This is a genomic window from Clostridium culturomicium, from assembly GCF_000821305.1.
Taxonomy (GTDB): domain Bacteria; phylum Bacillota; class Clostridia; order Clostridiales; family Clostridiaceae; genus Clostridium_J; species Clostridium_J culturomicium.
This window is the reverse complement of record NZ_CCXK01000017.1, coordinates 983,356-1,008,886: the sequence shown is the minus strand read 5'-3', so window position 1 is coordinate 1,008,886 and position 25,531 is coordinate 983,356. Positions and strand designations below refer to the sequence as shown.

28 protein-coding genes are annotated in these 25,531 nt (G+C 30.2%); all 28 read left to right on the top strand.

Annotated elements, in window-relative coordinates:
- Position 1 precedes the first annotated feature (1 nt).
- The 28 genes from BN1075_RS17205 to BN1075_RS17080 all read left to right on the top strand — a co-directional run bounded on the left by BN1075_RS17205 (position 2) and on the right by BN1075_RS17080 (position 25,531).
- Entirely contained in the window at positions 2-1,189 is a 1,188-nt protein-coding gene (locus tag BN1075_RS17205) for a glycosyltransferase (protein WP_040194501.1), read from the top strand.
- 35 nt (positions 1,190-1,224) lie between these two features.
- Positions 1,225-2,166: a glycosyltransferase family 2 protein gene (locus tag BN1075_RS17200; protein WP_040194500.1), complete on the top strand. Its 942-nt coding sequence runs from the start codon at positions 1,225-1,227 to the stop codon at positions 2,164-2,166.
- Positions 2,167-2,196: 30 nt separating this feature from the next.
- On the top strand, positions 2,197-3,216 hold the full coding sequence (locus tag BN1075_RS17195; protein WP_040194499.1) for a polysaccharide deacetylase family protein: 1,020 nt from the start codon (positions 2,197-2,199) through the stop codon (positions 3,214-3,216).
- A 15-nt stretch (positions 3,217-3,231) separates the two neighbouring features.
- Positions 3,232-3,765, top strand: coding sequence for an acyltransferase (locus BN1075_RS22455; protein WP_081911648.1), 534 nt, complete (start codon positions 3,232-3,234; stop codon positions 3,763-3,765).
- 24 nt (positions 3,766-3,789) lie between these two features.
- Positions 3,790-4,791 (top strand): glycosyltransferase family 2 protein, encoded by a 1,002-nt coding sequence (locus tag BN1075_RS17185; RefSeq protein WP_040194497.1) that lies wholly within the window; start codon positions 3,790-3,792, stop codon positions 4,789-4,791.
- A gap of 10 nt (positions 4,792-4,801) precedes the next feature.
- On the top strand, positions 4,802-5,809 hold the full coding sequence (locus tag BN1075_RS20925; protein WP_052406625.1) for a glycosyltransferase family 2 protein: 1,008 nt from the start codon (positions 4,802-4,804) through the stop codon (positions 5,807-5,809).
- Between the two features lie 31 nt (positions 5,810-5,840).
- On the top strand, positions 5,841-6,887 hold the full coding sequence (locus BN1075_RS20920; protein WP_052406624.1) for a glycosyltransferase family 2 protein: 1,047 nt from the start codon (positions 5,841-5,843) through the stop codon (positions 6,885-6,887).
- Positions 6,888-6,909: 22 nt separating this feature from the next.
- Positions 6,910-8,064, top strand: coding sequence for a CDP-glycerol glycerophosphotransferase family protein (locus BN1075_RS17170; RefSeq protein WP_040194496.1), 1,155 nt, complete (start codon positions 6,910-6,912; stop codon positions 8,062-8,064).
- 62 nt (positions 8,065-8,126) lie between these two features.
- Positions 8,127-9,254, top strand: coding sequence for a glycosyltransferase (locus BN1075_RS17165; RefSeq protein ID WP_040194495.1), 1,128 nt, complete (start codon positions 8,127-8,129; stop codon positions 9,252-9,254).
- A gap of 12 nt (positions 9,255-9,266) precedes the next feature.
- Positions 9,267-10,163, top strand: coding sequence for an SP_1767 family glycosyltransferase (locus tag BN1075_RS17160; protein ID WP_052406623.1), 897 nt, complete (start codon positions 9,267-9,269; stop codon positions 10,161-10,163).
- Between the two features lie 9 nt (positions 10,164-10,172).
- Complete coding sequence (locus BN1075_RS20915) at positions 10,173-11,165, top strand: glycosyltransferase family 2 protein (protein WP_052406622.1); 993 nt, start codon at positions 10,173-10,175, stop codon at positions 11,163-11,165.
- 120 nt (positions 11,166-11,285) lie between these two features.
- Positions 11,286-12,125: an ABC transporter permease gene (locus BN1075_RS17150; RefSeq protein ID WP_052406621.1), complete on the top strand. Its 840-nt coding sequence runs from the start codon at positions 11,286-11,288 to the stop codon at positions 12,123-12,125.
- An 11-nt stretch (positions 12,126-12,136) separates the two neighbouring features.
- Positions 12,137-13,444 (top strand): ABC transporter ATP-binding protein, encoded by a 1,308-nt coding sequence (locus BN1075_RS17145; RefSeq protein ID WP_042387415.1) that lies wholly within the window; start codon positions 12,137-12,139, stop codon positions 13,442-13,444.
- Between the two features lie 1,212 nt (positions 13,445-14,656).
- Positions 14,657-16,492 carry a PIG-L family deacetylase gene (locus BN1075_RS17130; RefSeq protein ID WP_042387412.1) on the top strand — a complete coding sequence of 612 codons (1,836 nt, stop codon included), beginning with the start codon at positions 14,657-14,659 and terminating at the stop codon, positions 16,490-16,492.
- Positions 16,493-16,588: 96 nt separating this feature from the next.
- Entirely contained in the window at positions 16,589-16,789 is a 201-nt protein-coding gene (locus BN1075_RS20910) for a hypothetical protein (protein WP_052406620.1), read from the top strand.
- Positions 16,693-17,478 (top strand): acyltransferase family protein, encoded by a 786-nt coding sequence (locus BN1075_RS20905; RefSeq protein ID WP_081911646.1) that lies wholly within the window; start codon positions 16,693-16,695, stop codon positions 17,476-17,478. The genes BN1075_RS20910 and BN1075_RS20905 overlap by 97 nt, the downstream gene beginning before the upstream one ends.
- Before the next feature lie 543 nt (positions 17,479-18,021).
- Positions 18,022-18,597: a transcriptional regulator gene (locus tag BN1075_RS17120; protein ID WP_040194490.1), complete on the top strand. Its 576-nt coding sequence runs from the start codon at positions 18,022-18,024 to the stop codon at positions 18,595-18,597.
- A 62-nt stretch (positions 18,598-18,659) separates the two neighbouring features.
- Entirely contained in the window at positions 18,660-19,145 is a 486-nt protein-coding gene (locus BN1075_RS17115) for a hypothetical protein (protein ID WP_040194489.1), read from the top strand.
- Positions 19,146-19,175: 30 nt separating this feature from the next.
- Entirely contained in the window at positions 19,176-19,340 is a 165-nt protein-coding gene (locus BN1075_RS21735) for a hypothetical protein (RefSeq protein WP_156132828.1), read from the top strand.
- A 72-nt stretch (positions 19,341-19,412) separates the two neighbouring features.
- The gene (locus tag BN1075_RS21730; RefSeq protein WP_156132826.1) at positions 19,413-19,556 is read left to right on the top strand and encodes a hypothetical protein; all 144 of its coding nucleotides are present in this window, start codon (positions 19,413-19,415) and stop codon (positions 19,554-19,556) included.
- A gap of 54 nt (positions 19,557-19,610) precedes the next feature.
- Complete coding sequence (locus BN1075_RS17110) at positions 19,611-20,174, top strand: hypothetical protein (RefSeq protein ID WP_052406618.1); 564 nt, start codon at positions 19,611-19,613, stop codon at positions 20,172-20,174.
- Entirely contained in the window at positions 20,156-20,287 is a 132-nt protein-coding gene (locus BN1075_RS22385; RefSeq protein ID WP_268871549.1) for a hypothetical protein, read from the top strand. Before BN1075_RS17110 ends, BN1075_RS22385 begins: the two co-directional genes overlap by 19 nt.
- Positions 20,288-20,421: 134 nt before the next feature.
- Positions 20,422-21,390, top strand: coding sequence for a phosphodiester glycosidase family protein (locus BN1075_RS17105; RefSeq protein WP_052406617.1), 969 nt, complete (start codon positions 20,422-20,424; stop codon positions 21,388-21,390).
- Positions 21,391-21,560: 170 nt separating this feature from the next.
- Positions 21,561-22,538, top strand: a complete 978-nt coding sequence (locus BN1075_RS17100; RefSeq protein WP_040194488.1) for an alpha/beta hydrolase — start codon at positions 21,561-21,563, stop codon at positions 22,536-22,538.
- A gap of 178 nt (positions 22,539-22,716) precedes the next feature.
- The gene (locus tag BN1075_RS17095) at positions 22,717-23,958 is read left to right on the top strand and encodes a nucleotidyltransferase domain-containing protein (protein WP_040194487.1); all 1,242 of its coding nucleotides are present in this window, start codon (positions 22,717-22,719) and stop codon (positions 23,956-23,958) included.
- A 269-nt stretch (positions 23,959-24,227) separates the two neighbouring features.
- The gene (locus BN1075_RS17090) at positions 24,228-24,473 is read left to right on the top strand and encodes a hypothetical protein (RefSeq protein ID WP_040194486.1); all 246 of its coding nucleotides are present in this window, start codon (positions 24,228-24,230) and stop codon (positions 24,471-24,473) included.
- 292 nt (positions 24,474-24,765) lie between these two features.
- Positions 24,766-25,098 carry a lasso peptide biosynthesis PqqD family chaperone gene (locus BN1075_RS17085; RefSeq protein ID WP_040194485.1) on the top strand — a complete coding sequence of 111 codons (333 nt, stop codon included), beginning with the start codon at positions 24,766-24,768 and terminating at the stop codon, positions 25,096-25,098.
- Positions 25,061-25,531, top strand: a complete 471-nt coding sequence (locus BN1075_RS17080; RefSeq protein WP_235777829.1) for a lasso peptide biosynthesis B2 protein — start codon at positions 25,061-25,063, stop codon at positions 25,529-25,531. The genes BN1075_RS17085 and BN1075_RS17080 overlap by 38 nt, the downstream gene beginning before the upstream one ends.

Genomic DNA, 25,531 nt, shown 5'->3' with positions numbered 1-25,531 from the left:
CATGAAAAAAAGAGTTTTGATAGTAGCAGATAGTCTTGAAATCGGTGGTATTGAAAGAAGCTTAATTTGTATGTTAAAAAGCTTTGATTACGACAAATATGATGTGGATCTTATGCTATACAGCAAGCATGGGGAGTTATTAGACTTAGTTGATGAGCATGTTAATTTAATTGATTCATGTGATAGATGTAAAACTTTTGGAATTCCTGTTAAAGAAGTTGTTAGAAATGGATATTTTTCTATGGCCTTTGGAAGAATTACTGCTAATGTTATAACAAAATTAGTGAAAGTAATTACAAATCAAGCTGATTTAGGATATTATCAAACACAGCTTATGTATAAATTAACTCATTCATATTTGAAAAGTTTAGATAAGGTTTATGACGTAGCGATTGGATATGCATGGCCCCATGACTTTATTATTTCAAAAGTTAAAGCTAAAACCAAGATAGGGTGGATTCATACAGATTACTCTACAATAAGCGTTAATAAAAAAATAGATTTAAAAATGTGGAGAAAATTAGATTATATTATTTCAATATCAGATGATTGCACTAAAACATTTTTAAAACAATATCCCTCTTTATCTGATAAGGTAGTTAGAATGGATAATATCATTTCACCAGACTTTATTAAAAGAAGAGCTGAAGAACCAATAAATGAAATGGATAGAAATACATTTAATATTTTATCTATTGGCCGAATTTGCCATCAAAAAGGGTTTGATTGGGCAGTTCAAGCTTTAAGAGAATTAAGAAGGAAGGGATACACGAATATAAAATGGTACATAGTTGGTTTTGGACCTGATGAAAAAAAGATTAAATTACTTATTAATCAATATAAATTAGAGGAGGATTTTCTTCTGCTAGGTAAGAAAGTTAATCCGTATCCTTATTTAAAAGCATGTAACTTGTATGTTCAACCATCAAGGTATGAAGGAAAAGCTGTTACAATTCAAGAGGCAAAAATTTTGGGTAAACCTATAATAGTTACCAATTACGAAACATCTTACAGTCAAATTGAAGATGGATTCGATGGGATAATTACAGATATGAGTATTAATGGATTGGTAGGAGCAATAGAAAAATTATATGTTAATGAAGAATTAAGGGGAAGGTTAGAGAAAAATTGTACTGAATTGGTTCTTAATAACGAGAAAGGTATTGAAAAAATTTACAGTTTAATGTAAAATAATAACATAATATAAAATAAATGGAGGAAGATATGGAATATTCTATATGTATCAGAACCTTAGGAAGAGGTGGAGAAAATTATAAAAAGCTAGCAAATAGCATAAATAATTTATCTATAAAACCTAAAGAAGTATTAATAGTAATTCCGAAGGGATATGAACTTCCAAAGGATAAAATAGAAGGCTCAACTATAGTTTTTAGTGAAAAAGGTATGCTTCTACAAAGAATTATTGGCTATGAAAAAGCTTCAGCTGAATATGTTTTACTTCTGGATGATGATGTTGAGTTTGAGCCAGCAATGATAGAAAAGCTTTCTAAACCAGTGCTGGAAGGAAAATCAGCATTATCTTTCCCAATATATGAGGAGCTGTTACCACAGAAGGGAATAAAGTGGGCTGTTAGTGCTTTAACTCTTTCAGCTATACCTAGTCTTAATGATAAAAGTAAGTATGTTAAAATTCTTCCTTCAGGAGGATATATGTATAATAGAAATTATTCAAATACTGATGGATGGCTTTATAGTGAAAGCGCTCCAGGGATGTGTGTATTTGGAGAAAGACAAGCTCTTATAAATATAAATTTGAGAGATGAGCTATGGGTAGAAAAATCTTCATATCCATTAAGAGAAGATGCAGTTTTAATATATAAAGCTTTTTTAAAACATTATGAAGCTGTAGGTGTAGAAAATATTGAAATTGAACATCTTGATACAGGCTCTAGTGAAAACAATAGAAATATTAAAGCAGCATATGCTACAACATTAAATCATATTATATTTTGGCATAGATTTATTTTTAAAGAAAGAAAAAATATTTTTAAAAAGATTATTGCAGCTTTAGCCATAGGGTATTGGAGTATTTCCATTACAGCATATTTTATAATAAAGCTGGCTGCAAGCAGAGATTTTACAACCTTTAAGGCATCTATTAAGGGAATAGCTTCAGGTTTTAAATATATAACATCGGTTTCATAGAATATTTGTGGAAGAAAGAGGGCAGATTTAATGGCAGATATAGGAACACTAAAAAAGGTAGCAAGAATAAGTAAGGTCACTGGCTTTACAAGACTCTGCTACTTTTTTAATAGAAATAGAAAACGAATCATTGCTTATCATAATGTAATACCAGATAAATTCTTCGATGATTCCCTTCATCTTTCCCATTCCATGAAGGAAAGTAGCTTTAAAGCCCAGATTGAAATGATGCGTAAAAGGTTCAAGGTATCTACAGATATTGAGGATGTAAAATCAATAACATTAACCTTTGATGATGGATATTTGAACCAATATGAAATAGCCAGTAAGGCAATGGATAGATACAACATGAAGGGATACTTCTTTTGTGTGGAGGACTTAATCAGTAAGGGAAATCCTATTTTGATGGACATGCTTCAGTATTGGGTAAGCTACGTGGAGGAAGGAGCATATAGATTAGAAGAGTTAAATATAACCTTAGAGTTAAGGGATGAGGAAAGTAGAAAGCTTCAATGGAACAAGATTTCAGATCTTTTGAATTCAGGAGTAACCCAAGAGAAGGTCGAAGAAGAATTTGAAAAAGTTTATAGCTTTAAAGCAATAAAAGGTCCAAAGGAGAAGTTTTTAAAGCTTAGATTTGCTACAATTCCTAAAAGCAGCTTAAAAGTAATGAAGGAAAAGGGACATTACATAGGAGCTCATAGTGCTTCTCATAAAAGATTATCTTTGATGAATGAAGAGCAGCTTAAGGAAGATATAGAAATATGTAAGAAGGCAAGAGAAAATATCCTTAATACTAATGTATTTGCTTATCCTTATGGAAGCAAGGAGGACATATCTCCAACAGTTATAGAGCTTATAGCAAAATCAGGGTTTACTGAAGCCTTTGCTTATAGTAACGGACCATTAAAGGGAGAATTCCAATATAACAAATACTTTATGCCAAGAATGTTCTTAGCAGATACCTCAGATAAAGACTTGATAGATTTTACGTTATCAGGAGCTAAGCATTTTATGGCATTTAGAAAATTACTTCCAAAGTGGAATTAGAAGAGGTAAAGGAGCATGAAAATAGTAAGAACTGCAATAGATTTTATAAATGGAGGCAAAGTAGCCTTGAAGACTAAAAATAGTTTTGGAAGTGTGTTAGCTAGAGGAAAACAAAGAATTGAAGTGAATAATGGACTAGTTTCTTTTGAAAAAAGAGTTTTCCTATACCCAGAGGTAAGGATAAGTGTAAAGGGTACTTCAGAAGATAAGGCTCAGTTAATCATAGGGCAAGGAACTAATATAGGAGATAGAACAGAAATCCATGTTGGTACGAGTATTTCTATCGGAAGAGATTGTGCAATATCTTGGGATGTATGTATCCTTGACAGAGATTATCATGAGTTTAATTCAAAGAGGGAAGAAAAGGCATCTGTAATCATTGGAAATAATGTATGGATAGGTTGTAGAGCAACTATTCTAAAAGGGGTGACAATAGGTGATGGTGCTGTTGTAGCAGCTGGCAGTGTAGTAACTAAGGATGTGCCAGCAAATTGCTGTGTTGGTGGAAATCCAGCGAAGGTAATAAAAGAAAATATTACGTGGAAATAGCTTAGAAGATAAGGAGGGAAGACCATGAAAGTATCTTTAGTCAGCATAATTGTACCTATGTATAATTCAGAAAAAACAATATTAAAGTGTATGGATACATTGATAAATCAAAGCTGGAGTAATATAGAAATAGTTGTTGTAGACGATGGCTCAAAGGATAATAGTTTCTGCTTAGTTGAAGGAATCAAAGACAAAAGAATAAAGCTGATAAGTAAGAGTAATGGTGGAGCTTCCTCAGCTAGAAATTTAGGAATAAAAAATGCTACAGGTGATTACTTACTGTTTGTGGATGCAGATGACTATATTGACATTAATATGGTGAAAGAACTTGTAAAATATGCAGATGAAAATGCTATAGTATTTTCTAATACCTACGTTAAAGAGAGACAAAATGAATACATATTAAAGCTTTTTAGGGCGGTTTCAGAAACAATAGATAAGCATAGAGCCATGAAGGAAATTATCTCTGGTGGAGGAGGCCTTATCTGTTCAAAGCTGATAAGTAAAAATGTTATAGATGAAAATGCTATTGAATTTAATGAAGCTTTAGTATTAGGAGAAGATCAGGTATTTTTTCTTGAGGCGGTATCACATTCAAAGAAATTTATTTATTTAGATAAGGCTTTTTATCATTATGATAGAACAGATGAGGGAAGTGCTACAAATAAATATCATGAAAATTTAGTAGATAACTATATTATACTTCAAAAATTAATTGAGGAATCCTTTGAAAGTGCAGGCTTTAATTCAACTGAGGATAAGAAAATACTCAATAATAAAATCAAAAGATGGTTTTGGGAATGTATAGATAATGAAGTTAAGATAATGAAAGATAAAGGATTCAAGAATACTTTGAAGCGTATACGAAATATAACTGCAAAGGTAAGCAATGTTGTAGACAAACATCATTTAGAAGTTAAGTGTATTACAGATAAATTAATGGATAGTGCACTAAAAAGAAAAAGTTATTTATCAGCATTTAATGTAGTGGTAATTTCAAAGATATTAATGATTAAAAATGGTTAGGAGAGGTAACATGAATCCTATGGTAAGCGTAATAGTACCTGTATATAATGCAGAGAAGTACATAGAAAAATGCATAAGCTCTATTAGAAATCAAACTTTAAAGAATATTGAAGTTATACTAATTAATGATGGTTCTAAGGATAGAAGTAAAGAGATAATTGAAGATTATGCAAAGCAGGATAGTAGGATAGTTATAATTAACAAGGAAAATGGAGGTCCAGCTGCTGCGAGGAATATGGGAATAAAGCAAGCAAAGGGGAAATACGTTGGCTTTGTTGACAGTGATGATTATATAGAACCGGATATGTATGAAAAGCTATTTGAAGTTGCAGATAAGGAAGATGTTCAAGTTGCAATGTGTGGGTATAAGGATGTAAATGTAAATAATAATACATCTGAATTAATAGTAAGCAATGCTGATTTTAATAAGATTCATCATAAAGAATACATAGAGGATAAAATTATAAGAACTTTTACTCAAAATATTAATTATGGATACTTTAGTATGTGTAATAAGCTTTATCTAAGAAATTTTATTGAAGAAATGGGCATATCAATTGATGAAGCAAGGGAGCATGGTGAAGACTGGTGGTTTAATATTAATATATTTATAAATCTTAGTTCTTTCATAGCCATTGAGGAACCTTTATATAATTACATCCATGTTAATTCAAATAGCTTAATGGCAAGGTACAGGGAAGAACAGTTTGATTTGTTTTTAGATGGAAGAAAAAAGGTGTTAAGTACAATACCAAAAGAGCTAATTGATTTTAAATCTTTTAATAAAAATTTTGTGTATGAATTCTCTTCCTATTTATTAAGAACTAATAAGGAAGTTAAGGACTCTAAGAAGAGGAAAGAATTATTAAAAAAAGTAGTTAATAATAGTGAAGTTATAGAGTGCTCTAAAAACACAGAAGGACTTCCAATTCATTTTAAGTTAGCTACCTTTTTAGTAGGAAATAAAATGAAAAATTCAGCATTAAGTTTGTATAGGCTAATGAGTTTTGCAATATAAAAATCTAAATCAACAATAAAGGGAGAATATTATGAAGCCTAAAGTAAGTGTAATAGTTCCAGTATATAATGCAGAAAAATATATCATAAAATGTGTGGATTCAATCATAAATCAAACCCTTAAGGATATAGAAATAATTCTTGTGGATGATGGCTCCACAGATATTAGCCCTGAAATGTTGGATGAGTATTCAACAAAGGATAATAGGGTTATTGTAATTCATAAAGAAAACGGTGGACAAGGCTCTGCTAGAAATATGGGATTAGATATAGCTAAGGGAGAGTATATTGGCTTTGTGGATTCTGATGACTGGGTGGATTTAGATATGTATGAAAAACTATATACAAATGCTAAGTTAACCGAAGCTGACATGGTTGTTTGCAATAGAAAGGTTTTTAATGAAGATGGATATTTAAAAACCAGTGTAGATGTTGGAAATGATATTTTTACAAATATAAATGAAGATATTCCAAGCTTTATTGTAGAACGATTACTTAATCCTTATACAGTAGTTGTATATAACAGAATATATTCAAGCAATGTGTTTGAAAAATCAACTATTAGATTTAAAGAAGTTAAAGAGGTTGGGAGTGAAGATGCTCTTTTTAATTACTGTTTTTTATTAAATTCTAATAAGGTCAGTTCGATTAATGATACATATCATAATCAATTAGCCCGTGAAGGTTCAACAGCAAGAGAATATAAGGTTGGTGCTATGAAAAGAACAGGAAATTTGATTGAAAGTGTGTATAAATATTCTAAGGAACAGGACAAAAGTGATGTGGGTGAAATTATAGCACCTATAATGCTAGTATTTTTTCAGCAGTGGAATTATAACTTAATTAAAACATATGGAATGGATAATTTAAAAGAAAATATCAAAATAGAACATAAACAAGCTGCCAATAGTAATTATTTAAGGAAAGCTGAAAGAGCAATTGTCTTTGATAAGAAAATAGCATCATATTTAAAGAAGATGGGTTTTGGAGTTAAGGGGAGATTATTTATTAGAGGCTATATGTTTTTTAGCTTATGTAATTTTAATACTTTAGCAGCTGCTCTTAGAGTAATGTTATAGATAGGCTACTAAGGAGGTAAGAATGAATAAAGTAATAATTCACATTAAAGATATATTTAAAATGTCAATTACACTGATTACACTTCCTTTTTATAAATTACTTATTAAAGATAATATATTTCTAATTGGAGAAAGAAAGGATCAATGTCAGGACAATGGATTTCACTTATTTAAATATATAAGGGAAAATAAGCCTGAAGATAAGGTATATTACTGTATTACAAAGGATTCTAAACAGTTAAATAAAATTAAGGATTTAGGAAACATAATTTATCATGGAACAATAAAGCATTATATATACTATATGTTAGCTTCAAAAATTGTTGGAGCTCATTTAGGAAGCTGTGATCCGGAAAGTCCAATTATATGGAGGCTAGAAGGAAAAGGTAGAATCAATAAGTATAAAATGTTTATTCAACATGGCATTACAAAAGAGTTAATTCCTTCATTGATGAAGAAAAATACAGGTGTTAATACTTTTATATGTGGAGCAAAGCCAGAGTATGAATATGTTAATGAAAACTTTGGATATTGTCATGAAGAAGTTAAATATTTAGGGTTCTGCAGGTTTGATAATCTTCATGATTATAAGGAGAAAAATCAAATCTTATTAATGCCAACTTGGAGAGCTTGGTTTGGCGGAAGTACCTGGGGTGGAGATAATGATGGGGAGTTTGTGGAATCAGAATACTATAGTAGATTTCAAAGTCTCATAAATAACGATGAGTTGATAAATTATCTTGAAGAAAATGATATGGATTTAATTTTTTATCCTCATCATGAAATGCAGCGGTATTTAGAGCATTTCAGTACAAGCAGTAAAAGAATTAAGGTAGCAGAGGCAGAAAAGTATGAAGTTCAAGAGCTGTTGAAGGAATCTAAAATACTTATTACAGATTATTCAAGTATAGCCTTTGATTTTGCTTATATGAGAAAACCTGTTATATATTATCAGTTCGACAAAAAAGAGTATTTCTCACAACATTATCAAAAGGGATATTTTGATTATGAGAGGGATGGATTTGGAGCAGTTGTTGCAGAAAAAGATGAATTAATAAATGAATTAATAAAAGCAGGAAATGAAGGTAAAGACGATACATATTTACAACGAGCCAATAAGTTTTTTCCTATTTATGATAGAGAAAATTGTAAGAGGCATTATGAATTAATTAGATGAATGAACAAAATCTATAACATTAAAGCTAAGATGGCATATCTAAGAAGTGGGTGTATAAGTTTATGAAGAAAAAAGTATTAATAGTTAATAATACATTAGGTGAAGGTGGAGCAGAAAAAGTATTAATTGATATACTAAATAGATTTAATTATGATAAGTTTCAAGTTAAGCTATTAATTTTAAATAAAAAAGGAATGAGATTTAAGGATGTAAATAAAAATGTAAAACTTAGATGCTTATATCCTGATTGGAAATTTAAAAGTAAATTTGCGAATAAGATATGGAATTTCTTTAAATATCGAAGCATGAAATATTTTTATAGCATAATTTACAGGTTATATGCTGGAATGAAAAATGACATTGAAATAGCGTTTTTAGAAGGAGACCCTACAAAATTTGTATCACAGAGCTTAAATAAAAAAAGTAAAAAAATTGCATGGGTTCATACTGATTTAAGTAAGTCAAGAAGTAAAGAAGTAAATGATGAATTTAAATCTGTGTATGAAACTTTTGATAAAATTGTCTGTGTTTCTAATTCATCGAAAGTCGCTTTTCTTAATTGTTACCAGAACATGGGAGATAAGGTAATAACAATATATAATATGATCGAAATCGAGAAAGTTAGGACATTATCAAATGAAATTTTGGATATAAAATATAATAAACCAACAATAGTATCAGTAGGAAGACTAACAAAGTTGAAGAGGTTTGATTTATTAATCAAAGCACATAAAAATCTGCTTGATAAGGGAATTTCTAACGAAGTGATTATATTAGGAATTGGAGAAGAGGAAGAAAATTTAAAAAAGTTGATATCTATTAAAGGTGTTGAAGATACTGTTAAAATGTTAGGCTATAAAGACAATCCATATCCACATATAAAAAATGGTGATATTTTTGTTGTAACTTCTGATTTTGAAGGTTTTTCATTAGTCATTGCAGAGGCTGTATGTTTAGGCAAAGTCATTGTTTCAACTAAAAATGGTGGTGCTAATGAAATTTTATGTAACGATAAATATGGCAAATTGGTGGAATTAGGAAATGAGGGTGAGTTAACTAATGCATTAGGAGAGGTTTTGTTAGATGATGATAAACGTAGATATTATGAAAAGAGTGTACAAGAGAGATGTAAAATATTTAAACCTACTAGGGTAATGAATGAAATAAATACTTTGTTAGAAAATAAATAAGGAGGAAGTCGGGTGAATAAAATTAAGCTATTAATAGTAAATATGATTGATAAGCAGACGTATATAACCATATTGAATAAGGTGTTATTTATATTCTTGAAGCCAAATGTAGCAGAAAGTAAAATAACACTAAATAAGATTATTAATGAAAGACTTAGCGTGAGTAGATATGGTGATGGAGAATTTGCATTAATGCAAGGTAAAGATTTAAAGTTTCAAGAACATGATTTTATTTTCGAGAATAGATTAAAAGAAATTATAAAAAGTACTGAAAAAAATCATATTGTATGTATACCTTATAATATTGTTGACTTAAATATACTTAACAGTCGAGCACAAGATTATTGGAATAGTTATTGGAAAGTTAATAGATTTAAAATTTATAAGTACCTAAATTTTAAAAAGAAATATTATGATTCTTTTATTTCAAGGTTTTATATGGATATAAAAGATAAGTCACAAGCGGAGCTCACGATAAAGGAATTGAAGAAAATTTGGCATAATAGAGACATTGTTATTATAGAAGGAGAAAAAAGTAGGTTGGGAATAGGAAATGACTTATTTTCTAATTGTAAAGAGATTAAGAGAATTATATGCCCATCTGAAAATGCATATTCAGAATATAATGATATTCTGAATAGATGTAAAACAATAGAGAAGGACAAGTTATTTTTAATTGCATTAGGACCAACAGCGACAGTTTTAGCTTATGATTTATCTAAATATGGATATCAAGCAATTGATATTGGTCATATTGATATTGAATATGAATGGTATCTCATGGGAACTAATGAAAAATGTCCAATAAAATATAAGTATGTAGGGGAAGCAGTAAATGGAACTAATGTAGATGATATTAAAGATGCTATATATAATCGTCAAATCTTATGTAAGGTATTAAATAATTAGGAGGATATTATGATTAAAGTAAGTGTAATTATACCTGCATATAATATTGAAAAATATATTGAGAAGTGCATAAAATCTATTCTTAATCAAACGTTAAATAGTATAGAGATTATTGTGATAAATGATGGTTCTACAGATAATACATTGAAAAAAATAAAGAAATTCTCAGATAATAATAGTATTAAAATTATAGATAAAAAAAATGAAGGGGTTGTCAGGGCTAGAGAGTGTGGATTAGAAAATTCTATAGGAAAATATATTTTATTTGTAGATGGAGATGATTGGTTGGAAAAAAATTGCATTGAGGAGTTGTATAATAATGCTGAAGCTAATAAATCAGATGTTGTTTTATATAATTCCTATTGGAGTTGTGAGAAAGGTAAGAGACCAGTGGACACATTTAATTTAAAAAATAATATATTAGAAGATCCATTAAGAGAGTTATTTCTAGGTAATATTATGCCAGCTATTTGGGCAAAGTTTATAAAAAGAGAATTTCTAATTACTAATGAAATTCAGTTACCTTACGGATTAGCTATAGCTGAAGATTTAGCATATGTAGCTGATGTATTTATGTGTAGACCAAAAGTTAATTGTATAAGTAGCAATTTATATAATTATTATTCTAGAAGTGATAGTGTAACAAAAACGGTTGATAAAAGAATTTTAGATGTGGATAAGGCATTATCACTTATAAAGACGAAGCTGAAAATGAAAAATATGTATAATTCTTATAAATATGAATTTGAAAAATTAGCTTTTCAGCAGCTATTTATTTATAGAATTTATAATTCACCCAAATTAGAAAAGGTTAATAGAATTTTATACAATCTATATAAGTCTAGAGGTATAAAAATAAAAAGAAATAATTATATTTTGGAGGATATATCAAAATATAATGTTGGTGCAAAAATTAGAATAAATATATATGTTACAAATTATAATTTAGGTAAAATATATGATTTATGTAGAAACACAATAAAACATTTTCTAATTAGTTAGCAAATTGAAAAGAGAGTTATATAGCAAATCATAAGAACTACAGAAATTTAGTATTTATTTTATTACAAAACAAATCTTTATTTTGCAGTATATTTATTTTGAGAATAGATAAGATATTAAATGAAAGGAATAAGTAAGATGAATGAAGTTACGATAATTACAAGTAGATCAGCTCATAAACAAAAGTTAAAAGAAGTATGGAAGTATAGAGAAATAATAACTTTTTTGTCATGGAAAGATATTATAGTAAGGTATAAACAAACAGTACTAGGAGTACTTTGGGCAATATTGCAGCCAGTGGTTTCAATGATTATTATGACTTTCGTATTTGGAGAATTAGCTAATATGCCTTCAGAAGCTGGGGTACCTTATGCGATTATGGTATATTCAGGCCTACTATCATGGAATTTTTTTTCATCAGCTTTTACAGGAGTATCTAATAGTTTGGTTAGTAACGGGAATATGTTAAAGAAAATATATTTTCCACGACTTACGTTACCTATATCTTCAGTAGTAACGGCTTTTATAGATTTTGCAATATCTTTTATAGTATTTATAGTAATTATGCTCATATATAGATTTGTTCCACCTATCAGAATATTATTATTACCATGCTTCATATTTTTAGCTTTTATTACAGCTTTGGGATTTGGGCTATTTTTTTCTGCTATGAATGTAAAATATAGGGATATTAAATATATTGTTCCAATGATTATTCAATTTGGTATGTATTTATCACCTGTAGCATATACAAGCTCTGTTATACCAGATAGCTTAAAATTACTTTACTCTATAAATCCTTTAGTTGGTGTAATAGAGGGATTTAGGTGGTGTATTATTCCTTCAGCAGAAATTTATATACCAGCTTTAATTATGTCTATTCTCATTAGTATTATTGGGTTGGTTTTAGGAGTAAGATTTTTTACAAAATTTGAAGATACATTTGCTGATTTAATGTAAGGGGTGTAACCATGAGTGAAAAAGTAATCGATGTTAAAAATATAAGTAAAAGATATAAAGTACTATGTAATCAAGATTCTAGTGATACATTTGTAGCTGTACTATTTAACTCCATTAAAGGGGCTTTTAGTAGAAAAAATAAATTATCAGTAGGAGAAGATTTTTGGGCATTGAAGGATGTAAGTTTTACTGTAAATAAAGGCGATAGAATTGGAATAATTGGGCATAACGGAGCAGGAAAATCTACATTGCTCAAGGTGTTTTCTAGAATTACAGCTCCAACAGAAGGAGAAATACAAATAAAGGGAAGGGTATCTTCTCTTTTAGAAGTTGGGACAGGCTTCAATCAAGAACTTACAGGAAGAGAAAACATATATTTAAATGGTTCTATACTGGGAATGAAGAAAGAAGAAATAGAAGCAAAATTTAATGATATAGTAGAGTTTTCGGAAATTGGTAATTTTCTAGATACACCAGTTAAAAAATATTCTAGTGGGATGTATGTAAAGCTAGCATTTGCAGTAGCTGCGCACTTAGATCCAGATATTTTAATTGTTGATGAAGTTTTAGCAGTTGGTGATATGAAGTTTCAAGAGAAATGCTTAGGAAAGATGGAAGATGTTGCAGGTGAAGGAAGAACAGTAATTTATGTAAGTCATAGTATGAGAACTATTCAACAGTTATGTAATAGAGTAATTGTAATGGACCATGGTAAAATTATTTATGATGGTGACGTTGATGAAGGTGTAAAAATATATATGGATAATAATAATGAAATAGGAGATTTTGTAGATTTCACTAAGCAAGAAAGAAGACAGGGAATTGTTCAGGCAGCTTCAATGATTAGTTGTAAAATAAAATGGAATAAAGATTGCATTTTTAATTCTGATGATATATTAAAGTTTTCATTAAAATGGAAGGCATATAAGAATATTAATAATTTAAGGTTAAGGGTAGAAATTCTATATTCAGATAATACTCCAGCAGGAACAACTTTTTCGGAACCTTTTGAAAGTATAATTGCAAGTAATGAATATGAAGATAACTTTGAGTTAGATATAAGAAGTTTGGCTCCTGGAAAGTATACTGCAGTATTTGCTTTAACACAAATAAATAAACTTGGAGCCTTTAATGATATAGATGGTGTAGGCAATGCATTGAATTTTCAAGTTATAAATAAAGAAGAAGAGCATGAAAAGTCAGCTTGGACTCATAGATGGTGGGGTCATGTAGTATTACCTGAAGTAAAAAAAATTGATAGTATGAAATATTACAGTATAGAAAATGATGATATTCAGGAAGTTAGTGTTTCAAAGTGAATAGGAAAAAATTGGTTAGAGGTGTATAGATGATTGATTTAAATATAAATAAAATAGAATTAATCAGTAATACTAAAGCTCTAGAAGGGTTAAATAGGAGTGGGAAAGGAGTATTAATTTATTCTTGGAATAAGTTAATTAAGAGAGTAATAATTGAGAATATAAGATGTTTCGAGGGGAAATTACATGAAGATAACTTTATAGCTCATAGAATACTATATAGATCTAAAAAAATTATATATCATGCAAATTGTATTATTATATGTAAAGACCAGGAATTATAATGAATAGCAAATTTAGTATAAGAAGATTGGAGGATCTTTTAGCAGTAGATGATAGAATAAAATTTTTGAGATCATTAAACCTAGAGTATATATACAAAGAAGTTGAAGTAATATATGAATACTTGTTTTTTTATATTATTTTGAGGTAAGAAAAGAAATGGATAAATCCGACCAAGATAAAGTTATAAATATACTAAAAGCTAGCTTTAGTGAAAATTTTAAAAATATATTAAAAAATACATTATTTTCACTAAAAGATAAAGTTACATTTATATTATTTTTTATAAGTCCTAAGTTATATGATTTATGTATAAGGGTAGTATGTAATAAAAGCTTTTAAATTTAGTTGCAAATATGATGTATTTGAATTTTCTAACTATAGAAAATAATTTTAACTCCTTATTTATGTACTGTTAGGCTACTGTGGATAACACCTCTCTTTTAAGATATATCCTCATATTGTTATAGTCGATAACCTCATTGCTCTTGTGGTAGAACTCCTTAAGCTTAGTAGCTTAGCTTGTTTCTGTGTATGATAATTATACTTCCTATCCTTAAGGAAGTTATAGTAGGCATTAGGTGAAAGTTTAAACTTTCTTAGTAGACATTTTATACTAAATTCTGATTTATGCTTTTGGATAAAATGATATATATCTAATCTATTTCCTTCGCAAATAATGTTACTTCATTTTTGGAAATCCTTTTTTCTTTATCAAGCGCTTTGAGCAGTTTCCTATGAAATAGTCTTTTTCTTAATTCTTCATAGGATTAGTATGGCATCTTCACGGTATACTTTTATCCACGTGCATATTGTAGCTATATTAACACAATAATCCATTGAAATGTGGGATGGATTATAGATGAATTGTAAATAGAAAAAGATAAGTTTGAATAATATATTAAAGTTTGAAGTTTTTAAGGAGGTATTATGAATAAAGTTTCCCCTAATGATATTAGCAACTGTCATATTAAAAAACATAAGCGGATATTAAAAAAAATATTAATATTCACTATAATATTGATAGTACTGGGATTGATACCAATGCCGATGTTATATTTTTGTGACTATGGAGATAATTTTAATAATAGCTTTTGTAATTTATCGGAGTTTTCAAGTAAGAAAGTTATGATTATTGCTCCTCATCAGGATGATGAAATAAATATTGCTGGAGCAACAATAAACAACTTTGTACAGAATGGTTCTGAAGTTATAGTAGTATTTACAACAAATGGAGATTATTATGATAAAGGCTCAATAAGAATTAATGAAGCTGTTAATGCTATGAAAAGCTTAGGCGTTGATGAAGATAATGTAGTATTTCTAGGGTATGGGGACCAATGGGACACAGATTATAAACACATATACCATGCTCCAGAAGATGAAATAATAAAATCCAATATAGGTAATACGGAAACTTATGGGATAAAAGAAAAAGAAGATTTTAGAAAGATGATATCTAATACTAGTTCAGAGTATACCAGAGACAATTATAAGATGGATGTAAAAGATGTAATCTTAGAATATTTACCTGAGATGATATTTGCGGTAGATTTTGATGCACATCCAGATCATAGAACAACTTCTTTAATTTTTGAAGAGGTTATGGGTGAAATACTAAAGAAAAATCAAGAGTATAATCCATTAGTATTTAAAGGATTTGCATATAATACAGCATGGTATGCTACAGATGATTTTTACTCCTACAATTTGGAATCCACACTTTTACCGGCTAGAGAATCAATTGATAATGTAACATATGAATTAGATATTCCAAACTATAATTGGGAAGATAGAGTAAGGTTTCCTGTTAATAAAAATATGCTGGGTTATACAAAAAGAAGTAATCTTTTATATGAAGCATTAAAGGAACATGATTCGCAACAAGCTTATACCCGCATGGTCAATATTGCAAATTCAGATCAAGTATTTTGGGAAAGGAATACAGGCAGTATTGCATATGATGGTTTAATAGAGGTTTCATCAGGAGAAGGGAAATATCTAACAGATTTTAAACTAATTGATTCATCAGATATAACTATAAGAAAACCTTCTATATTTGATAAATGTGTATGGTTACCAGAATTAGAGGATAGAGAAAAAACAGTGAGGGTAACCTTTAAAAAGCCAAGTGATATCTATTCACTTTCTTTTTATGATAATTTTAGTTTAGAGGATAATATTATAAAAGGAAAGATAACATTTAGTGATGGAAGTGAAGTAATAGTTGAAAAGCTTAATAAAAATGGTTCTGAAACCAAGGTGGAATTTCCAGTGAAAAATGATATTGAATATGTTGAATTTCAAATAATAGAATTTGAGGGGGATGAGCCAGGTCTTTGTGAACTTGAGGTATTTAATCAGGTTAATGCTTTAGATACACAGTATATCAAATTAATGATGGATAATGAAAGTGAAATATTTATTTATAGATATACAGTGTTAGATGAAAGTTATATTCCCTTGAATGTTTATTCATATCCCAATATCAATGATAAACTAACGCTTGAGGATTGCAAAGTTTCTATTATTAATGGTAAAGATGTATTTAAATTTGAAAATAATAAGTTGGTGATTACTGAGAGGAAATCTGGAAAATATAAAATTAGAGTTGAATTGATTGACAATCCAGAAGTTTATGATGAAGTAGAAATTTTTATACCAACAAAGACTGAAGTAATGTATATAAAAAGTATGCAAATTTATGAGCAGCTTTTAGATAGAGGTGTATTAAGTTTTAAGTATAGAATGGGCTTAATAGATTAAAATTATTGTTGATGCTGGTCTTTCAGCCTTGTGAATTTGAGATTGCCATTAGATATGTTAGTGAATTAAGTTTTATTGTTTTAAGAGGGGGAATTTATGCATTTAACCCAAAAAGATACTAATATGCTAAAGGGTTTAGCAATGATATTTCTATTATGGTTACATTTATTTAATACGAAGGATTATGTGGGATTATTTGAATCAATAATCATTATAGGACAAACCTTGTATACTATATTTCTCTACTTTCAGGCTGCTGTGTATCTATATATCTATTTTGTAGTGGATATGGCTTAGCGATGAGTAGTAAAGAGGGAAAGTTAAGTTTTAAGCATAATATTAAAAGGATTTTCAAATTATTATTAAACTATTGGATAATACTGATATTGTTTGTAGGTTTAGGAATTTTACTTAAGGATTCGAGATATCCAGGTAGTATAAAGGAGTTTTTATTAAATTTCTTTTTATTATCAAAGTCTTATAATGGAGCCTGGTGGTTTCTCCAGAGCTATGTTTTATTAGTTTTAATGTCACCAGTTTTAGTTAGATTTATAAAGAATCATAATAGTAAGCTTATTTTTTTAGGAACTGGTATATTGTATTTTTTAGCTTTTATAGTTGGAATAAGAGGAAATATTTCAGTTGATAATGAATTAGCATTAATGATATATCAAATGATGCTGAATTTAAGTTCATGTCTATTTTCTTTTGTTTTAGGGGTTATTTTTGTCAAAGAAAATATAATAGAAAAAATATACGAAGTTTTAAAAACAGGAAAAAGAAGAAGGGTTATTGGAGCAATTGGAATAATCATTATAATGATTATAAATATTATCGTAGAGAACTTTGTTATAGATCCAATAACGGCAGTAGCTGTTATTATATCATTTAAGTTATTAGAGCCAGGTAAAACAATAAAAAAATATTGGTATTTTCCTCAAAAAATTCCACTAATATTTGGCTTACACACATGTTTTTTTACATGATTTTCTTTAAGGATTGGGTGTTTTCGCCTAAATATCCTTTATTAATTCTAGGATGGCTTATTGTATTATGTGTTGCAACATCATATATAATTAATTTTATTTATAAAGGTGTTCTTAAAATAATTATTAGTTTTATTGTTAGTGTTAATAAGAGCATAGTAAAGGAGTTTTGAAAATAAATATTGTTTTGATTCTGAATTTTAGAAAACATAAAAATGTAAGAATATTCTTACAGAAACTATCTGCTATAATTAAAAAATAAAAAACAAAACCATAAGATTGAAAATCTATAGAAAAGCCAAGGGGATTAAAAGTATCCTTGGTTTATTTTTTTACCCCCAATCCACCAACCCTTACCCATTAAAAACATCTCAAAAATTTCATTAAATGAAATTCTCTTATAAATCTGAGGAAATTACATAAAAATACAGAAAATAATAGGTGAAATATGAAATTTGGTATAAATTAGAATGATATGCAAGTTAAAATATAAAAGAAATTATTAATAATTTATGAGATGAATCTAGAGGATTGGAGCGGAGTATGAATAGTAGATATGTGGAGAAAGAATTTTTAGAATTTCATTTTGTGGAGGTTATAAAGAAAATTATCAGTTCAAGAAATTTAAATCAAAAGACCTTTGGTCTTGAGATGGGATGGGATGCGGCTAAGGTTACAAGGATTATGAGACGGGAAACCTGTCTTAGTAGTAGGGAGATGGATGAAGTGCTTAGAGTTTTTAATCTTCCTTTGGAAGTGGTTCTTCATAGAAGTTTTGATTTTGATACCCTAAGGCCTGGATATCAGCCTCCGAGGATAAGTGATTTCTATGGGAAGGTTCTTGAAGAGGTAAATTTAAGTGGTAAGAGGGCTTTATCGGTGAAGGGAAGTGAGCATTTGGAGAAGTTTATGGAAACGAAGGGACAAGCTTTCTTTTATAAGGCTCTTGGGTTTAGAAAAAATGATATGAAGGTTACTTACTATATGAGTGAGGACAATAAGGATATTAAAATATTTTTGAAACCAACTACTGTTGGTGGAAGAGTTTTGGATAATTTGTATTTGATTTTAAGGATTAATGTGGCTGAGTTAAAGTCAGAGCATCAATTAATTATGTAGGGCATAAGAGTGCTTATGGTAAGGTTTTTGAGGAGAAGCTTGAAGGTATATTGACAAAGCTAATGAAGGGTGGCGTCAAAAATCTTCATAGATACGGAGGTGTTAAGGCTTTAGGGCAGATCCCAGAAGAAGGAAGCACCCTTTATACAATTTTCTATGATTTAAAGGTAGTACCAACTGAAGTGGAGCTTATGGAAGGGTTTAAAAATCTTCTATGCATTTATAAGGAAATCATTAAAGTAGCTAAGGTTGTTTGTGAAAATGATTACACTAGAATTTTAGTTGATTACTATAGTAATCATCCAGAGGAATTGGAGTTCGATTCAGAGAGGGGTGCAAATGAGATCCATGACTATAAAAGAAATCACTTAGGGGTGCCCTATAGAAAACTTTATAATATTTGCAGCACAAAGGGGAAGAAAAGTGTTTTGAAAAGAAGCGGGCACTCCTGTGAGAGCAATTGTGAAACTAAAGTTACCACAGATAAGGGAACGTATAAGCTTAATTTACAGGTTACTTATTTTATACCTCTAGAGGCTGGCAATTAGTATGAGGGAGACTTAGATTGTGAGAAGAATATGATTGCTTTATGTCCTAATTATGCCAGTATTTTAGAGAATGACAATGAACTAGCTATTGAAAGTTTTATTCAAAATCTTTATGAGAAACATTCAGACAGGCTAGTGGAGACAGGAATTCAGGTAACTCTTCGTAAGGCTTTGAAGCATTATATTGAGGAATAGTATGAAAGAAATAATATGGATAAAACAGTGTGTAAGGGATGTTATAGCACGGGAGGGTAAAGGAGTGATTACATGTCTAGATGCGGAGAGCGGTTTGATAGTTTGGAGAAAAGGGAATTTGAGGAGGTTCATGACATGAGAACTCTTGCTATTGATATTGAAACCTATCGAAGTAAGGATTTAACAAAGTGTGGGGTTTATGCCTATGCAAATTAGGAGGATTTTGAGATTTTACTTTTTGGTTATGCCTTCGATGATGAGGAAGTTAAGATGGTAGATTTTGCTAAAGGTGAGGTGCTCCCCAGGGAAGTTTTTGAGGCTCTTACCGATGAAAGTGTTATAAAAACAGCCTTTAATGCAGCATTTGAAAGAACTTGTCTGGCTGCATATTTTAAAAGGCCTATGAAGCCGAAGCAATGGCGATGTACTGCAGTAAAGGCCTTGGAACTGTGGCTTCCAGGAAGTCTTGAGGGAGTTACTAAGGCTATGAATTTAGAAGAAGGAAAACTAAAGGAAGGAAAGGAGCTGATAAAGTTCTTTTCAATGTCTTGTAAGGCTACAGGTTTCAATAAGGGGATAAGTCGGAATTTTCCATCGGATGCTGAAGAAAGGTGGGCTTTGTTTAAGGCATACTGCATAAGGGATGTAGAGGTAGAGAGAACTATTCGAAACAAGCTTGATTTGTTTAGGCTTAGTAAGTTTGAGGACAAGCTTTGGTTTTTAGATCAGGAGATTAATGATAGGGGAATAAGAGCTGATCAGCAGCTTATTGATAAGGTATTAAAATGTATTAATACCTATGATGAGGCTTATCTATGGAGGCTTCAATTTTAACTGGACTTAAGAATCCTAAGAGTGCTCAGCAGATGAAGCTGTGGCTTTTTAATAAGGATGGCATCAAGGTAGATGGTCTTAAAAGAATTTCTAGCTGCTCTTTTATCATATAAAATGAAGTGAAAATATAAAATTAATATTACATAACTATTAGAGGTTAAAATAAATAACAAAAACGGAATGAATATGGAATAATATGGTAAAATATAAAGTGAAAATTTAATTAAGATAGGTGATGAGATATTTAATGAAAAAGCGGAGTGTAGGTAGTGAAAATCAAAATAACATAGCAAAAGAAAAGAAGCCAGCAGTGAAAGGTAATATAGTATTTAAGGTTTCTTTAATTAGTCTTCTTTCAATTTTGTTAGGGTTCAGTGTTTACATAGGTAATGGATTATGGAACAAGTATTTAAATCACGGAGAAGAGATAATTCCTGTAAGTAGTGATGTAACTACAGAACAAGAAGATTTCCCAAAGGAAACTTATTCTCAAAGGGATCAAACAACTGGGATAATGTCTTATGGTTCGCCAACAATGAAGATTACCATTGAGCCTGTGGTGAGGAATAATTTAAGAATGTGGATTTCAACCATTAAGATTAAAGATCCAAAGCAGCTGGAGTCAGCCTTTGCAAAGGATGAATTTAATCTAAATAATAGAGAAAAAACCTCAGACATTGCTAAAAGACATGGTGCTGTCTTTGCAGTGGATGGTGCGGCAGCTGGCTTCAATAAAGATAGTTTTGTCATAAGAGATGGAATTCTTTATAGAGCTACAAATATGGATTTTGCTCCACTAATTATAAAGGATAATGGTGATTTTGTGATATTTAACAGGGCAGAAAAAACAGGTGAAGAGATTCTTCAAATGGGAGGAAGACACACCCTTGATTTTGGACCTGATTTGATTAAAAATGGAGAAATAGTTAGCTGGAATGCAGATTGGTATAGTGATGCAAAAGATCCAAGAACAGCTATAGGCCAAAAGGGACCACTAGAATATGTGGTAATTGTTGCTGATGGAAGAAGTAAAATTTCAGATGGAATTTCATTTTATGATTTAGCCTTAGAGTTCAAAAGGCTAGATTGTGAATGGGCATATGCCCTTGATGGAGGAGGTTCCACAACACTTTATTTTAATGGACAGGTGATTAATGAACCCTCAGACTGGAACGGGGAAAGGGCTGTAACTGATATACTTTATTTTAGAGATTAAAAAGGAAATTGAAATCCCCATATTTTAGACATTGGAGGCTCATGATATGGGGATATACTTTAAAATTCAAATAGTTATTATTTATATATATCTTGACAATCAAAATAAATTCTTATAGAATAAAAGACAATAAATTTAAAATCGGAGGACAAGTATTCTAGGAGGAACAAATGAAGAAATCAAAGAAGATAGTGCTTTCCATTATAGGAGTAATTATAGCACTGACAATAGGTGGACTAGCCTTTATAGGAAATTATTTTTTCAATTATGCTTTAGTTAGAGCGGAGGGCATTGGAACTGCTGCAGATGCTGATCCAAAGGCACCCAAGGCAGATGAGCTTGAAATTGAAAGAATTAATAAAGAAAAATCTCAGGAAGCAGTAGATAAATGGCTTCAGGTAGTAAAAACTGAAGAAACAACAATAAAATCAGAGGATGGATTAAAACTATGGGGAAACATGTATTTACAAGAGGAACCCACTGATAAATGGGTAATAATTGCTCATGGATATACGTCTAGTTCTGAAAATATACAACCCATAGCCTTAAACTTCTTTAATGAAGGATATAATGTTTTAACACCAGACCTTAGAGCCCATGGTAAAAGTGAAGGAAAATACATTGGAATGGGATGGCTGGATAGAAAAGACATGGTTAAGTGGATTAACCTTATAGTTGAAAAAGATCCAAGCTCACAGATAGTCCTTTATGGAGAATCAATGGGAGGAGCAACAGTTATGATGACAGCAGGAGAAGATCTGCCATCAAACGTTAAAGCTATAGTTGAGGACTGCGGTTACACTTCAGTATATGAAATGTTCACTGCAGAGCTAAACAATAGATTTGGTCTTCCACCATTTCCAATTATGGACGCAGCAAGAGTAGTAACAAATATAAGAGCTAAATATGACATCAAAGGTGCTTCAGCATTAGAGCAAGTAAAAAAATCTAAGACACCAATGCTATTCACCCATGGCAGCAACGATACTTATGTGCCAACTGAAATGGTATATAGATTATATGAGGCAGCACCAGTGGAGAAGGATATCCTAGTAATTGATGGAGCAGCCCACGGAGCGGCACCAGATGTTGACCCGGAAACTTATTATAATAAGGTATTTGAATTTGTAAATAAATATGTAAAATAAAAGGTGAAAGAAATCTGTATATCCTGTTTGTGTGGCCGGGGTATATGGATTTTTTTATTTATCGGTATTTAGGATATTAAAGTGAATATAAATAGTTTATGAAGGAATAAAACTTAGAGTATACAGAAATGGCAAAAAATGGTAAAATAAATACATAATATGGAAAAGAGGCGAGGTAATGAATACAACAGAACGTGTGTTAATTACGTTATTAAATAAAGCAATACATAAAGAAATAGCCACATTAGATGAACTAGATGAAATTCATTGGGGAAAGTTATTATATGAAGCAAAAGAGCATCATGTAAGTCCTTTAGTTTATTCAGCTATAGACAGAAGAGATGCGGTGAAGTGCATTGCACCAGAACTTCTTAAGGATTGGAAAAAGGAAGTTTTTTATTCTGGGATAAATCAGCAAAATCATATCATAAAGGTTGGAGAAGTTTTAGAGAAATTTAATGAAAATAACATAGCTGTAATTGTACTTAAAGGCTTAGTTGTTAGAGAGTATTTTCCAATGCCACAGCTTAGAACTATGAGTGATGCAGATGTTCTTGTTCATAAGGAGGATCTAGAGAGAGTATCTAAAATGATGGAGGAGCTTGGATATACTCAAACTAAAGATGAGGATGATCACGGAGCTCACATCGTATTTCATAAACCTGGACAACCTATCTTTGAGGTTCACTGGACTTTAGCTAATAAAGCCTTTTTCAAAGGAGATACATCTTGGGAGGATAATTTATGGGAGGAAACTGTAGAGGTTGAAGTTGGAGGAGTTAAAACATTATCTTTAGGCTTAGAGGATTTAGCTGTACACCTATGTATACATATGGCAGTACATTTAGCCCACACTGGCTTTGGTGTAAGGCAACTTCTAGATTTAGTGCTTTTAGTTGAGCAAAAAGGGGATGAAATTAATTGGTCTAGTTTCATTCAAAAAGCTAAGGCTTGTGGTATATATAAATTTACTTTAGCTATATTTATTGCATGTAATAGACTCTTTAGCATGGAACTCCCAATTGAATTAAAAAAGATAAATGCACTTAGTAAAATTAGCAATAAATATATAGAATTATTAATTGAAGATATCTTTGCTAGCGGAGTTCATGGGACTAAAGATCAAACAAGAGTTTTTGCAAGTGAATTTGCCTTTGATCAAAGTGAGGGAGCTGCAGAAGGTAGAGGCAGTATATTTAAGAAGTATATGAAATTGTTATTTCCTCCTATAAAGGATATGGGCGAAAGGTACAGCTATGCTAGAAAGTTCATAGTACTGGCTCCAGCAGCATGGATACATCACTTGTTTGTTGGACTTTTGAATAAAGATTACAGCTTTAAAAATAAAATGAAGATGGCTACGGCTACGATAAGGGTAGGTAATAAAAAGAATATGCTCCTTAAGGAATTGGATTTATAAAATGAAAAAATTATTATATATATTGCTAAAATAATTAATATTTGCCCCCTTTATAATATTAGTGAAAGAATTATGAGGGATATAAACAAATTATAAAATATTTATGGAAAATATTTGAAAAAGCTATATGCAATATTTACAAAATATGGTAATATAATAGTGACAGTTGAACTGTTCTAATGAGGTTAATTAATTGGGGGCGCCATAGGAATTAATTAATTTTGTTAGATGAAATTAAGATTAAAATTAGCGAATAGGAGCGGATAATTATGAAAAAGAATTGGGAAAATCCAGAATTGAAAAATTTAGAATTAAGTGAAACTTATCAAGGAAATTATTGTGAGGCTCAAGAAGCAACACAACTAGATGGAAACCATTGGCTAGGTAAATGTCATCATGGATTGTATGAAGACAACGACATAGCAATGTTATGTTGTCCTCATAGAGGAGATTTGATTCTAGATGGTTGCAAACCTGTTATTCCATGTAACTATAATGGAAATAACCCTTATTAAAATTACAATTTAGTGAGCATATAATATTATATAAGTTAATAGAAATGTGTAAAAATACTACCATATGATGTAAGGTTTTATACATTTCTATTTTTATTATGTAGAAATGTATTTATAAAATTATAGTTATTTACTTTCGAAAATTTGGTAATTATTTCAAATGAATATATAATGGCGAATAATGAGAAATTATGACATAAATTATCAAAAGCTTATTATACAAGATGCTGTAATAATATGGTAAAATATAAATAATGAATATAGTCATACTATACATATTTGGGAGGTAATCATGGATATTAAAAATTTAAATGAAAAGTTTTCAAATGCCAAAAGAATTAAAGATACACAGGTGAAGTTAAATAACATTATTTCAAGAAATCCTGAAATTGATGCTACAGATCTTGATGGAGAAGTTGTTATGATGAATATGGAAAAGGGCCAGTATTTTATGATGAACGAAGTAGGAAGTAGAATTTGGGAGATTATTGAAGAGCCTATGAAGATTTCTGAACTTATAGATGCTTTACTTGGAGAGTTTGAAGTTGAACGAGATGAATGTGAAAATACTGTGATGGAGTTTTTAAATGACCTTAGTTATGGGGATCTTATCAAAGTTAGCTAGAAAGGTTAGAACGTTTATTTCCATTGATAATGGGAAAAAGTTTAGATTTGTACAAGCTTTTATATTTACAGGATTCTATAGAGCGTTCATACTCTTTATGCCTTTCAATAAATTAAAAATAAGAATGGGAAAATATAAGACAGAATCACCTAAGGAGATTGACTTTAAAGCTAATAGAATTGCTAGAGAAGTAAGATGGTCAGTTACACAAGCTGCTAGACATACTCCATGGGAGAGTAAATGTCTTGTCCAAGCTCTTACGGCTCAAAAAATGATGAAGATTAGGGGGATATCAACTACCATTTACTTAGGAGTAAAGAAGAATGATAAGGATGAAATGATGGCTCATGCATGGGTTAGATGTGGTTCTTACTATGTTACAGGTGGAGAAAATAGGCAGGGCTATGCGGTAGTGGCAAAATTTGCGAGTTGA

What these genes read in the sequence shown, in the direction of transcription:
- BN1075_RS17205 (WP_040194501.1), top strand. Translation starts at nt 2, where the DNA reads ATGAAAAAAAGAGTTTTGATAGTAGCAGATAGTCTTGAAATCGGTGGT.
- BN1075_RS17200 (WP_040194500.1), top strand. Translation starts at nt 1,225, where the DNA reads ATGGAATATTCTATATGTATCAGAACCTTAGGAAGAGGTGGAGAAAAT.
- BN1075_RS17195 (WP_040194499.1), top strand. Translation starts at nt 2,197, where the DNA reads ATGGCAGATATAGGAACACTAAAAAAGGTAGCAAGAATAAGTAAGGTC.
- BN1075_RS22455 (WP_081911648.1), top strand. Translation starts at nt 3,232, where the DNA reads ATGAAAATAGTAAGAACTGCAATAGATTTTATAAATGGAGGCAAAGTA.
- BN1075_RS17185 (WP_040194497.1), top strand. Translation starts at nt 3,790, where the DNA reads ATGAAAGTATCTTTAGTCAGCATAATTGTACCTATGTATAATTCAGAA.
- BN1075_RS20925 (WP_052406625.1), top strand. Translation starts at nt 4,802, where the DNA reads ATGAATCCTATGGTAAGCGTAATAGTACCTGTATATAATGCAGAGAAG.
- BN1075_RS20920 (WP_052406624.1), top strand. Translation starts at nt 5,841, where the DNA reads ATGAAGCCTAAAGTAAGTGTAATAGTTCCAGTATATAATGCAGAAAAA.
- BN1075_RS17170 (WP_040194496.1), top strand. Translation starts at nt 6,910, where the DNA reads ATGAATAAAGTAATAATTCACATTAAAGATATATTTAAAATGTCAATT.
- BN1075_RS17165 (WP_040194495.1), top strand. Translation starts at nt 8,127, where the DNA reads ATGAAGAAAAAAGTATTAATAGTTAATAATACATTAGGTGAAGGTGGA.
- BN1075_RS20915 (WP_052406622.1), top strand. Translation starts at nt 10,173, where the DNA reads ATGATTAAAGTAAGTGTAATTATACCTGCATATAATATTGAAAAATAT.
- BN1075_RS17150 (WP_052406621.1), top strand. Translation starts at nt 11,286, where the DNA reads ATGAAAGGAATAAGTAAGATGAATGAAGTTACGATAATTACAAGTAGA.
- BN1075_RS17145 (WP_042387415.1), top strand. Translation starts at nt 12,137, where the DNA reads ATGAGTGAAAAAGTAATCGATGTTAAAAATATAAGTAAAAGATATAAA.
- BN1075_RS17130 (WP_042387412.1), top strand. Translation starts at nt 14,657, where the DNA reads ATGAATAAAGTTTCCCCTAATGATATTAGCAACTGTCATATTAAAAAA.
- BN1075_RS20910 (WP_052406620.1), top strand. Translation starts at nt 16,589, where the DNA reads ATGCATTTAACCCAAAAAGATACTAATATGCTAAAGGGTTTAGCAATG.
- BN1075_RS17120 (WP_040194490.1), top strand. Translation starts at nt 18,022, where the DNA reads ATGAATAGTAGATATGTGGAGAAAGAATTTTTAGAATTTCATTTTGTG.
- BN1075_RS17115 (WP_040194489.1), top strand. Translation starts at nt 18,660, where the DNA reads ATGAAGGGTGGCGTCAAAAATCTTCATAGATACGGAGGTGTTAAGGCT.
- BN1075_RS21735 (WP_156132828.1), top strand. Translation starts at nt 19,176, where the DNA reads ATGATTGCTTTATGTCCTAATTATGCCAGTATTTTAGAGAATGACAAT.
- BN1075_RS21730 (WP_156132826.1), top strand. Translation starts at nt 19,413, where the DNA reads ATGTCTAGATGCGGAGAGCGGTTTGATAGTTTGGAGAAAAGGGAATTT.
- BN1075_RS17110 (WP_052406618.1), top strand. Translation starts at nt 19,611, where the DNA reads ATGGTAGATTTTGCTAAAGGTGAGGTGCTCCCCAGGGAAGTTTTTGAG.
- BN1075_RS22385 (WP_268871549.1), top strand. Translation starts at nt 20,156, where the DNA reads ATGGAGGCTTCAATTTTAACTGGACTTAAGAATCCTAAGAGTGCTCAG.
- BN1075_RS17105 (WP_052406617.1), top strand. Translation starts at nt 20,422, where the DNA reads ATGAAAAAGCGGAGTGTAGGTAGTGAAAATCAAAATAACATAGCAAAA.
- BN1075_RS17100 (WP_040194488.1), top strand. Translation starts at nt 21,561, where the DNA reads ATGAAGAAATCAAAGAAGATAGTGCTTTCCATTATAGGAGTAATTATA.
- BN1075_RS17095 (WP_040194487.1), top strand. Translation starts at nt 22,717, where the DNA reads ATGAATACAACAGAACGTGTGTTAATTACGTTATTAAATAAAGCAATA.
- BN1075_RS17090 (WP_040194486.1), top strand. Translation starts at nt 24,228, where the DNA reads ATGAAAAAGAATTGGGAAAATCCAGAATTGAAAAATTTAGAATTAAGT.
- BN1075_RS17085 (WP_040194485.1), top strand. Translation starts at nt 24,766, where the DNA reads ATGGATATTAAAAATTTAAATGAAAAGTTTTCAAATGCCAAAAGAATT.
- BN1075_RS17080 (WP_235777829.1), top strand. Translation starts at nt 25,061, where the DNA reads ATGACCTTAGTTATGGGGATCTTATCAAAGTTAGCTAGAAAGGTTAGA.